Origin of the sequence: Bacteroides sp. LFL-34 (genome assembly GCF_027257075.1) — a bacterium.
In the GTDB taxonomy this organism is placed as follows: Bacteria; Bacteroidota; Bacteroidia; order Bacteroidales; family Bacteroidaceae; genus Bacteroides; species Bacteroides ovatus.
Window position 1 is genome coordinate 101409 of record NZ_JAPQKZ010000012.1, and the last position, 12080, is coordinate 113488.

Annotated in this window: 9 protein-coding genes and 1 tRNA gene; 1 reads left to right on the top strand and 9 read right to left on the bottom strand. The window is 37.5% G+C overall.

Annotated features, from left to right (window positions below; genetic code table 11):
- Window positions 1-5 precede the first annotated feature (5 nt).
- Together N5O98_RS09590 and N5O98_RS09595 are read right to left on the bottom strand one after the other, a co-directional pair.
- On the bottom strand, window positions 6-1904 hold the full coding sequence (locus N5O98_RS09590) for an LptF/LptG family permease (protein WP_118161417.1): 1899 nt from the start codon (window positions 1902-1904) through the stop codon (window positions 6-8).
- Between the two features lie 76 nt (window positions 1905-1980).
- Window positions 1981-2367 carry an START-like domain-containing protein gene (locus N5O98_RS09595; protein ID WP_008999058.1) on the bottom strand — a complete coding sequence of 129 codons (387 nt, stop codon included), beginning with the start codon at window positions 2365-2367 and terminating at the stop codon, window positions 1981-1983.
- A 224-nt stretch (window positions 2368-2591) separates the two neighbouring features.
- Here N5O98_RS09595 and N5O98_RS09600 point away from each other — a divergent pair.
- A tRNA-Met gene (locus tag N5O98_RS09600) sits at window positions 2592-2665 on the top strand.
- A gap of 608 nt (window positions 2666-3273) precedes the next feature.
- Here the strand turns inward: N5O98_RS09600 and N5O98_RS09605 are convergent.
- The 7 genes from N5O98_RS09605 to N5O98_RS09635 form a co-directional block, all read right to left on the bottom strand.
- Entirely contained in the window at window positions 3274-3735 is a 462-nt protein-coding gene (locus N5O98_RS09605) for a lipocalin family protein (RefSeq protein WP_061448247.1), read from the bottom strand.
- Window positions 3736-3763: 28 nt separating this feature from the next.
- Entirely contained in the window at window positions 3764-4831 is a 1068-nt protein-coding gene (locus tag N5O98_RS09610; RefSeq protein WP_225483723.1) for a hypothetical protein, read from the bottom strand.
- A 589-nt stretch (window positions 4832-5420) separates the two neighbouring features.
- Entirely contained in the window at window positions 5421-6008 is a 588-nt protein-coding gene (locus N5O98_RS09615; RefSeq protein ID WP_118161416.1) for a tyrosine-type recombinase/integrase, read from the bottom strand.
- Window positions 6009-6409: 401 nt separating this feature from the next.
- A complete protein-coding gene (locus N5O98_RS09620) occupies window positions 6410-7426 on the bottom strand; it encodes a DUF3871 family protein (RefSeq protein WP_004323047.1) in 1017 nt (338 codons plus the stop codon).
- Window positions 7427-7868: 442 nt separating this feature from the next.
- Window positions 7869-9482: a hypothetical protein gene (locus N5O98_RS09625; RefSeq protein ID WP_022198964.1), complete on the bottom strand. Its 1614-nt coding sequence runs from the start codon at window positions 9480-9482 to the stop codon at window positions 7869-7871.
- A 313-nt stretch (window positions 9483-9795) separates the two neighbouring features.
- The gene (locus N5O98_RS09630) at window positions 9796-10797 is read right to left on the bottom strand and encodes a hypothetical protein (RefSeq protein WP_004323956.1); all 1002 of its coding nucleotides are present in this window, start codon (window positions 10795-10797) and stop codon (window positions 9796-9798) included.
- A 243-nt stretch (window positions 10798-11040) separates the two neighbouring features.
- Window positions 11041-12054 (bottom strand): hypothetical protein, encoded by a 1014-nt coding sequence (locus N5O98_RS09635; protein ID WP_008646575.1) that lies wholly within the window; start codon window positions 12052-12054, stop codon window positions 11041-11043.
- Between the last annotated feature and the right edge of the window lie 26 nt (window positions 12055-12080).

The window sequence follows — 12080 nt, forward strand, 5'->3', positions numbered from 1 at the left end:
AACACTTATTCATTGATTTTCTGTATGATGAATTGAATTTGTTCATTGTTCTTTATAATCCGTTCCATATCCTTAGCCAGACGAACGCGGAACGCCCAGATGCGGAAATAGAAAAATAAACCGATAGGGAAAATAACTCCGGCTACCAGATTCAACCAATATATATGGAACGGGCGCACATGAGCAGAAACGGAAATAACCGGATAATTGTTTAATGCACCGATCAAAGTGGCAGATTTCGTATTGGACATTTCTTCAACCAACGCTTCCAGCTTCTCATTGATAGCCATTACTTCGTTGTCATCTTCGCTTGACATCCACAATTTAAAGTAATTGGGTGCTTTTTCCAATCGTTTCTTGGCAGCATACGCTCTGCACTCTGCTGTGAGTTGTTCCAAATCACCAGTCAGACGTGGATAATCAGGATCATGGATAATCACTTCTTTCTTAAATATATGGCGTACACTACGGATTCCCATAATCTTCTTGAACCAGTTGATATAGGCATCTGCATTAAGCACAACAGAATCCTTATTCGATTTATAGGTAAGGAAAACTCCTAATGGGGCAAGGACCGCACTACTTGTCCACATTCCCATCCATACTATCCACTTACCGTCACGGGCCATTTTATATCCTGTATTATCAATGATATAGTAAATAATAAATACCAACACGGATACAATTACCGGCATTCCCAACCCTCCTTTGCGGATGATTCCACCCAATGGAGCTCCGATAAAGAAGAACAGCAGACAAGAGAGTGAAATCGTTATCTTCTTATGCCATTCCGTCTTATGTTTGCGAATACTATAATCGTTGTTCTCCATCGTGAATTTCTTGAACCCAAGATCGTTGGCCACATTCTCCGCCCGACTGACAGCAGAAGAAAGCACCTTCTGTTTCTGCGTTAAAGAGGCTACTTCGTAAAGGCTGTCCACATTATATTCATGGATATCCGCCTTTTCTATTTTGACCGTATCTTCTTTTGTCAATCCATAAGAAGGACGGAAATTTCCTTCTGCCACTTCCCTGTAATACTGTCGTCCGATACTGTCTCCCACAACCGTCATCGAGTCAATGGAACTCTGCAACTGCGCCATGTCCTTAGCACTGGACTGCTTACCCATAATCTCACCGTCAACCATATTGAAATCGGAATTAAACTCAATAATGGAATGTTTTTCCCTGAATTCCTCGCGTCGATAAGGTACATTCTCCGATTTCATACTTTGAGCTTTCAGATTCTCAAATAAATCTCCGCTATACAAATGCAGCCAAAGATGCTGTTTATCCGCGGTCATCTCCAAACGCCCGGAATCAGCATATATAATACGTGCTTTCTCAAAGCCATCTTTCATACTATAAATCAGCACATCATATAGCATACCGGTCTTCCGGTTCTTCTTAGCTACCTTTAAATTATAGTCCTTGATTTCAGAATAGAAAACTCCTTCCGGAATGTCCAACTCCGGAGATTTCTGTTTCATCGAAAGAATCAGGGTTCCCAATTTAGCCTGGGCAATAGGACCTACTACATTTTGGAAATAGAATGAGACACCGACAAGCCCGCAAACGAAGAAAGCAAGCGGACGCATGATTTTAAGGAGAGAAATACCTGCGGCTTTCATCGCGAGCAATTCATAACGCTCACCAAAGTTACCGAAAGTAATCAAAGAAGCCAGTAGCACAGCCAATGGCAACGATACTGGCACTAATGTTAATGCAGAATAAAAGAAGAATTGAGCCATAACGCTCATCTCCAACCCTTTTCCGACTAATTCGTCTACATATCTCCACAGGAACTGCATCATGAATATGAACAGACAGATGAAGAATGTACCAATAAAGAGCATCAAAAAACTCTTTACGATGAATATATCTAATTTCTTTATGCGTAGCATCTTAATAGGTTCGTGCAATTAGGATGCAAAATTAGCACAAAAAAAGGAGCATCGAAAATTTTTAGTTGAAAGTTAACTAAAAACCACAAGTTCTTCTTAATTTAGCTACTTGCGACTCCCACAATTCTTTCATATCGGCTACTTCATCCGGCTCTGCGAAATCGGTAATTTCCAACACATAGTCACTAGTCAGCTCATTATAAGTCATCTTGATTTCAAAATAATCGCGTTCGTTTTCATCATCCTGCCAACGGAAGCGGATAAAAGAGAAAGAGCGAATGGCAATAATTTCTGCTTTCCTCTGTTCTGTCTTGCCCCAATGAAACTCTACTATTTTATCGTCAGAAATAACTTTGTCTGCAAACCAGTCCTCCAACCCGGTCGGTGTGCTAATAGCTCCCCAAAGTATATTTTTAGATGTTGCATTCAACAAATACTCCAAATGAATCTTTTCCTTTTTCATAGCAATTTCGAATTGTTTTTACGTGTGCCAAGATAAATACTTTTTTCTAAATACACCGCATAAATCAGACACTTTATTTAATTATTCTTTCATTATCGAGCCTCAAACTCCCTGTTTATAGGGAAAACCAAGACCCGTATTAAAGAAAAAACACAAAAAAGTTATGAATTGTTTTGGAGATTATAAAAAATCATCTATCTTTGCACCCGCAATCGAGAAACGATGGCGGGATAGCTCAGCTGGTTAGAGCGCATGATTCATAATCATGAGGTCCCCGGTTCAATCCCGGGTCCCGCTACTTGATAAGAATAAGGCATTTGGGAGGCTTCCACTTCTGGGTGCTTTTTTCTTTTATACATCAATTGGTGGCGGTTTACACTATGGTTTACACCAGTGCAAATCATATATCAATCAGATTAAACATTATTCATTATTAAACATATCAAATTGACTTTACCCAAACAAGTTCCAGTCAATATTATCCTTCCCACTTATCCATTAAACCATAATACTCCAGTTTCATCCAAAGGGATATTTGAGCAATGATAGATTAACGCTAATAAGCAACTTTACATCATTTATTTAAGATTCCATTCTTACATTATGTTCACCCCCCCTTCTTTGTAATTTTGTAGTAGATAAATCAATCACTAATCTATTAACATTAATTCTAATATGAGAGTAACAGAGAAGACTAACACAATTCATTATTTACCACAAGAGATTAAAGAAACCAAACTCACAGAAGTAACATACCTACCTATTACAAGGGAAATGTTAGAACAACTATTCTCAAATTCAGCTAAGAAGAATAAGCATAAATTAGTTAAGAAGAGAAGGAGGTAATTAATAAGGCAGCAAATGAATGTTACTTCAAATGCTGCCTTTATTTGTTGGATTAAGAGGTCAACCTCTCTTATAGGTCATCTTAGCATAATGTTCAGATGTTTCATCCTTATCATGAAATTCAAGTACTAACTTATTGGAACTGATTTCAAGAACCTTTAAATCATACTGTTCATATTCATCTTCAATAAGAGTTATAACATTACCATTCACTTCCCATTTCTCAATACTCTGCGGGTTACTTGTACCGTCCAAATCATATTCACTGTAAGTACCGTCTTCTCTAAAGGTGAAGTTACCGAAATATTCACATTCATCTTTAGGCGCATGACTCCATGCTTCATCATCTTCGGGATATTCAGAATCCTTAATGAATCCTTCCTCATAAGTAAGTACCCAATGCCCTATAATCTTCTCTGCAAGAGGTCTGTTGTCCTCTTCATCGTCATCACTACAAGCAACGAAATTTACACTCATAATAATGGCTACTATAGCCATACCAATAAATCTTAATGTCTTCATCTTTAAATTGTTTTAGTTAATTAATAAATTATACATTAGGGTTCACCTCATTATCATTTAAATCACCACCGTTGAAATTCATATCAACATTCTCGTTTCCCATTGGAGTATCATCCTCTTTAACTCCTAAAGAAGAATCTGTAGTACCACCATTCACATTTACATTGACAGTAGTCATTACATTGCGTTTTACAGTAATTACCTCCTCAAACGTTTGGGTTGCTCCATTAGCCCGTTTCCATTTTAACCGTATGGTGAAGTCTTTAGTATAGTTCTCTGCTTGCCAACATTCATAAACCTCATAGAAGGTGTACATAGAAGAAGATTCCAATATATTATCGTCTGCTGATACCTCCACATTGGAATTTATGGAATGGTAAGAGTTATCATTTGTTGTAATACTGCTAATATACAGTTTACCGTCTACAGGTGGAGTTACTATAAATTTAAGTCCAAAGGCTGTACGTTTTAGATCTATATTAGCAACTCCGTCTTTAGTAGGAATATAATCGGTTAACTCGCCATAGAATCTATCTGTTTTAGGATAATTGCTTCTGACAAAACTTGACTCCGTACATACGTCCGTAGTACCATATTTAATGTAATCTAAATATCGGTAAGTCGTTGTTGAGACATGGAATTTATTAGTCAGTTGGGTAACTGTGTTTGCGTTATAATCTCCATTATAATTATCTCCAGACATAAAAGGTCTTCCATAATATCCATTCTTATCATGATAAATTATATCATTGTCATTCTGTATCATGGTACATTCAAACTTATACCTATATCCACTAATCAGGGATATAGTCATATCTTGAATGTTGTCAAACAATCCATAGGCATAATTATCATACCACGTATTTCCGTCCTTCTTATAATACACATTAATCCCATATATCTTCTTTGGTGCAACTTCTGTTCTGCTTAAAGGAGTTTCAGAAGTGGAGATAAACTCTCCGCCCAAATTGAATGAGATAGTGTAGGTTTCTTGGTTAGTCTGCTCCTTAGGTGGTAGTTCATCCTCATTATTACTACAAGAGAATAGAGTACTACTTCCTATGAGAAGCATACCAATTAATCTGAATATCTTCATTGTAATAATCTGTTTGTGCTTCTACGTTCCCAATAGAGAGCGTTAATAATTTAGATATAAGTGTGAGGAACACAACACGGAGTTGCACACTTCTTTGATAAAGAACTGTTGAGTAGTAAAATAGACTGCCTGTTTCTTATATACCTGTATTTATGCCAACCTGTTCCCTATAGTTGGTTACTACATACAAGAAGCGTGGGAACTATTGAATATTACCTAATCCGAGGCTCTGGACTGCCCAAACACAAGTAATAAACAATAGCCCACGCCAAACGATATATAGACTATCTAATAAGATAGGTATATAACATTGACGTGAGCGTTCTTGCTTATTATCCTTGTGTTTTGAAATTGTCCAGATTTCAGATTAAGGATAATATCTTAAACGCTCTTCGTTAACTATGTCCCTTCAGCCCTAACACATTAGGTATCTGAAATTGCTACAAAGTTACGAATTTACGTTTGATTAGCAAGAACTGTTGTTTATTAAATGTTGAGAGCTGTCTCTACTCAATAAATCAAGGTTGGTATGAAACTTGCCAAATCCCCATATAAGTAGAAATTCTGAACTTCCATACCAACCTAATTATCAGAAGCTAAGGCAATCATAGGTATTTAATAATTCCTCTTGCCTTAATCCCAAGTATCTCTTAGTAATTGACACACTGGAATGATTGAATAGCTCCATGAGCTTAACAAGTGCAAGCTCTGAATTATCACTGTTCATATTATAGACCTGTCTGCCAAAGGTCTTCCTAAGAGAATGACAACTGAAATTGCCTATATGCAACCTGTACTTCTTCTTAATCTCCTTCAACATGACATTGATTCTCTGAACTGTGTAGACTGTTCCCTTCTGACTTATCAATACAGGAGCATTTATGCCAACTGGATTTATATGCTCATAACAATCTCTGATATGTTGTTGTAGCTGCATGTTAATCCTAATTGTCCTTTGCTTCCCTGTTTTAATCTCTGTAATGGTAAACTCTTCTGCATCTAGTATCAGATTCCACCTTAAGGCAAGAATATCAGAAATTCTTAGACCTGTGAAGCAACCCAAAGCGATAAGAAGTGACATCTTATAATTATTATCTCTTGCCAACTTTCTTATTAAGTTCATTGCTTCGCTCCATTGCAGATAATCTGCTGTTGTACTTGAATATTTAAGTGACATAATGTTCTGTTTTATAGTGAAACTAATATAAGTGAATATTAATTTTAAACTGGAATATCTAACTTACTGATTATTAGCTAAACATTCACTAATTAACAAAGTGAATATTATACTACTAGCTATAGCTAATAAAGAGTACCTATATATAGTATATAGATACCCTTATTAGTACTTCATATACTACCTCAACATAATAATTTGAAATATTGATATATAGTCCAAATAATCATGAAGAAGAATACAATAGGTGAAACCGCACATGCAATAAAGAACATAATAGTCCAAAATATAACAGCGAATAATGCTACTAACATAAATCTCTAATTATTAATTAAGTAATGAATAAATTAAGGGACACCCTTATTATATGGATGTCCCCTATTAAATACTGTATAATACCACTAACTAAGAAACCATTGGTATTTGTCATCACCGTGTAAAGCGGAACATATACCCGTTGCAAGTTCTGTAGCATTATAGGCTCTATCCAAGAATGAATCTATATAGCTACTCTTATTTGCACCTGTGAGCAAGTTGTAGAACTTCCACATAGACAAATCATTCCCCAAGCTGCCAAAGTTCTCATCATTGATATATGCTTTAGCCACATTGTTAACCTGTGTATCAGTAAGCAGCATTTTAGGTATATCTTTCTGATAGCCTTGCGGTAATGACTGATAAAGTCTCATTCTGCCTAATAGTTGGCAGAACTGATGCTCCGTCATACTGGTATTGCCTAAAGACTGCATCAAATGTATGTGTTTGGCTGCATCGTATTTGTGGAACATCTCCAATACCGCTTGATATAAATCCCTTGTATTGGTAACTTCCAAGCAACTAAGATAACCGTCCGTAGATACACATAGATTTGTGCAAACCTTACAAGTAAAGCCAATAAACACTTTAAACCGCTCCGCACCCTTCTTTGAATAAAGATTGGTGTGGTTATAAGCTCTGACACCGCCAATAGTAAGTGTTAGCCTGTTACCGTGTACTGTCTCATAGATAGTAGGAACTTCAATAACAAAAGCGCACCTCTCGTAGTAGATAGTCTTGTCACTCTCTAATAACTGGTTGGCTGGCTTATGAATTGCTTCGGGAATCCTACCCTTGATTACATGAGAAACACGAATATCTGGCGATTCAATTTGTTCACCGCTAAAGAATGTATTGGTTGCATCCTGTACCGCTTCAATGAAAGCCACATGAGATAATGTAGCTTCGTTGTCCTTTGCGAATACGGGTATAATACAATCATTCCTTAGATGCTCCAAACTGGCTTCAATCGTATTGGCTTCAATGAATAGAGGTCGTTTCTGCTTAATAATTGGCTCTTCAATTATTACCGCTTCTTCTGCATATTCACCAAAGTTTCTACTAGTTCTTTGTACTGGCATAATCTGTAATGTTGATTCCATAATCTGATAAATTATTAAGTTAATATGATTAGTAAATACTGCATTTGAGGACAAAATGAGGGCTTAACATGAAGTTCTATTCATTCACTTATCTTTGTGCATCTTTATATGTAGACATATACAAATCGTTGATAAGTCCGCACATTTCAGAAGTTCAAAGCGTTTGTGGACTGAATAGCGATTCATGTTATCCTTTCATTTCTCCAATAATGGGTAAGGGGGTGTTTTAGGGTAACAATAAAGCTTAGCGCATGATATACATCTGATATATGTCAGCCTGTTCACTGACAAATCAAATATTTTACTCTATAGCTGCATAAAGTCTAAATAGAAACACGACCTAAATCTAAAGGGGCGGGGGTATGATTTTAGATACCCTATTCTTGGGTTGGGGTATATAATAAGAAACTCCAAACCGTATTAGTGGTCTGGAGTTTTACTCTTATTCAATCAAAGCCTTGATAGCCTTCTTGGTTCTTGTTCTCCTTAGTTGGCTTAATCCAAGATGCTGATATCCCTGTTCTAATATTGGGTCTCTCTTCATAAGGCTTTCCAACTCCTGCCGCTCGTTATCAGTCAGAGCGGATTTCTCCTTCAAGTCACAGAAGCGTTTGAGCCTGTCTCTGAATTGGGGAGTGGTAAGTATGCCTTTGATAATATTCTCGTCTGCGATACTCCATTCATACGTCTGGACTATTGCCATGCCCAACTGTCTGTAGCCTTCCTGCAATGCTTCTGCCGACCTGTACACTATACGTGTAGTCCAGTGTTGGTAGAGTTTTAACTGGGCAACCATGTCATTGACTTCATACCTGTCACCCTTCTTGATGATATATGTATCAGCCCCCAATTTCTTAAGTTCATCGTCCTGCTGTTTCTTTGCAACTTCCCCTAACTTGCTCTCATTCAATACCTGTACCCGTTCCTCTGCTGCTGCAAGCTCCTTAGCTATCTTCTGCTTCATTTCGTCAAACGGAAGGTAGTAGTTCATAACCTTTGGATTGAAGATATGGACTATCTTGTTTCTGAACGGATTGGACTTGGTTCTGATACGTCCTGCAATCTGGGGAATATCCATATCAATGCTGATTAGGGTATGCTTGTTGTAACCGTTGCTGACAATGAAGCATATTGCCGTTTCAGAATAATAATCCACTCCTTCAAACGCCTTACAGGTTACAAATGTAAACCGTTTGGCGGGAGCTGTTGAACTGGAAATCTCAAAACCTTCCAGTTTGTAATGGTTCTTCTCATCATCCGCACATATAATTCTGCAATCATCATTAGTCAGTCTGGCTTCTTCAAGTATCTCCTTAATCTCTCTTACGCTATTAACAAAGAAGTAAGCTTCTTCACTCTTAATCCCGTCCAGTACAAAGTAACCGTTGTCTTTATAATGCCTTATAATCTTGGCAGCCGTACTGCTTGAGCTCTTACATGGATAGGGGTAGATTGTAATCTTATCCACCGTCTTCCAGTCAGCCACGTACTCTGTCATTTCAGCAAAGACTTTGGGCTTGAACAGTTCTGGGATAGGGGTTGCGGTCAGGAAGCAATGGGATTTGAAGCATTTGAAGTTCTCTATGATTTGATTTATCACCATTGTCCTAAACCCGTACTGTTTTAACAGGTTGTGGTATTCATCCACAAGTATTTTAAATTCCAGTGGATTGATAACAGGAATCAACTTGTCAACCTTGTCATAAGTGCAGATTATCTTCTTCACTCCGTCCTTATCAAGAAACTTCCTTAACTTGATTTGCAATGTCTTAGTGAAACTGCCATACAAGCCGAACAGTCTGTTATTAATAGGACTTACGCCTGCTTGAATCTGTGACCTCTTCCAAGTAATGTCCTTACCATTCTTATCCTTAGGTGGATAACACTTATTAATTACTAACTCTGTCGTAGGTACGGCTATAATGTAATTCTCGTCATTGGTAAGTGCTATCGTAGTAGCACCACATCCTGTCTTCACCTTGTTGAAGATACAGTTCTCTGGGAAGTCCTCCATAATGAGGAAGCCGTCCCGCTCTTGAATTTCTAACTTTACCATAAGTTATCTTTTGTGATTTTAAATATGTTACCTGTGCCCCTAATTATTGGACTTTAAATAATCCTAAACTCTGAATATTGGGGTAACTGACCGTTTTATATAGGGATAATTCACCACTCTTTGGAGATTCCAACTTTATCCCCACTTCTGCTTGGTGATTGGAAAACAGCTACCTGTCACCTCAATAATCAGACTTTAAGTTACTCTCAGCTTCATTTATTAGGGTAACCCGTATTATTATATAATGGAAATTCACCACTCTGGAAGAATCTGGAGTAGAAGAGCCTACCTGTCACATAGGCTCTTTACATGGTCAGACTTCTTCCGCTTCCAGATAAGGAATGTCCTCTGTGTCATCATTGGCGGTCACTTCCTTGCTGTCTTTAATTGAGATGACAGTAGTAGGGCGATTGTACCGTTCTCTTATCTTCTCAAACTGTTCCATTACTAAATTCTCGTCCAGATTTCCGTGTGTATTGAACATTGCCGCCTTGTCGTTCTGTGTAATGGACTGGAATATCTTGACAGCTTCCTTGACGTCTCCTGTAATTGTCTTGATATTATTGAATTGGTTACTTAAGTATCTCTTGGCAATATCCTTGTCATCAAAGCCTTTATCCTTGCAGATTTGGATGAACTTGTTACCTATCTCCATGTTATAGGCTGGAATGATAGGCTTCTTCACCTTCTTCCCCTTCTCATCCTTACCAGAGCATAATAAAGAGAAGTCAGACTTTGATATAGCGTTATTATTGCCACAAAAGATAAGGTTCAGTGTTGAGATTGGATAACCGTCTGGGTTCTTCTCGCTCTTTATTAATTCGTTGTACCGTTGCAGAAATTCATTGTCTGGGTTAATATTGGCTGCACCACGCACATAGTCTGGGGTAGTCCATTCCTTCTTGGTAATATTAATCTCGTTGATATATTCTGCAATAGTTTCATTCCCTTGCAGTTCAACTTCAATGGCGGGTACATTTATTGCTTCCTCTCCGTTCTCCGCTGCCCATTCATTATAGAGGGATGCGGCAATGGTTCTGTGCTGACCGTCCAATACAAGGAAGTATTTGGCTGCATCTTCTGGATTTATATCCTGTCCGTTAATGTCAACCAGACGAATGTCACCTGTTGTGATTACATCTTCTGCCTTAACGACCTGTACCATTTCTGCCTTTCTATAACCCTTGACCTTCATCATGGCTAATATCTTCTCTACATTGCCCAAGTTGATGGCACGGTTAATACCTTTAGCAAAAGCTACGTTTCTTACTTCATTATTTGCAACAACTTTAACTTCTAAATAAATCTTCTTCATGATAGTTTAAATTTAAATTAATAATTAAGTTTATAAATTGGTGCAATCTTCAACTTGGCGCCTTATCGTTTCTGATTACATTGCAAAGGTGAGGAATAGTCGGAAGGTGTGTTATAAAGAATAGAAGGCGATTTGAAGTGCATTCTTTAGATGTAAGAATATCAGCGAATTAGCTAATTTAAAGACATAAAAATAACTACCACGTGATTACATGGTAGTCTGTAAGGATTGGTGGATTATTAATTACCAGAGATGTTCTGTAGACTGATTATTGGGTGAGAAATTGTAGTCTTCTGTCTGTTTGGTCTTCCATTGCGGTTTATAGCCTTGTTTCACCAAATAGGCTATTGCTGCATTGGTGTAGTTCTCATCATTATTGAAACTGCCTGCTTCAAATAATAATTCCATGTAGTCTAAAGTCATACGTATCTGTTCACTCTTGGTCTTTATTGAGGAATATCTTTGTAACAGGTGGAATGTACCATACATGATTAGATTATGGGCTGCATTATTGGCTTTCCTGCCCTTCTTCTGTGAATATACTTCCTTCAATTCCTGTTGGGCTTCTTCCAAACTGTTTACTCCTAAATAGATGTGAAGGTAGTTATCCAATAAATCACTCAGCCAATAGCAAGAGTTATCAAGAGTAATCTTCTTAACTCCGTTATCAATGGTTATAGGACTGAATACCCTTAGCTCCTTCTTCTTGGAAGGTGAGTATCTCTTGGTATTCAGCAACTCATATAGCTTTAGCATTTCTGGACGGACTTGTTCCAGATAAGGCAGTGTGTTCTCTGATATGACAACTTCTGTGTAAAGTTCACCATTCTTATACTTCTCATATATGGCAGCTACAACAAGCATACTTATTCCAATTACTCCGTCATTATCAGTTTCACCATGCTTCTGTAATAAATCAATCAGCCGTTCCAATAAATTATCACTTGGCAGAGTGATAAGTATATTGTGTTCTGAATCCATAATGAAGCTACTTGGATTAAACGCCTTACTGGTAGAAGTCGATTTGGGAGCATACCGTTTATAATCAAATACTCCGTTATCTACTGCGATAGTGTTTAGAAATGAATAGTCTGTCATGTAGTTCTTACAAATATCTTCACTGATTCCGTTGGGATATTCATGGTAGTAAGTAGCTGACAGTTCATTCTCAAACATGGCACGCTTATAGCCAAAGTATTCCGTGAGTATGGGTTCTATCTTCTTTAATTCTGGAATTGGTAGTATGTAATCTCTCATATCGCTTCTTATTAGTGCTGTAAAGT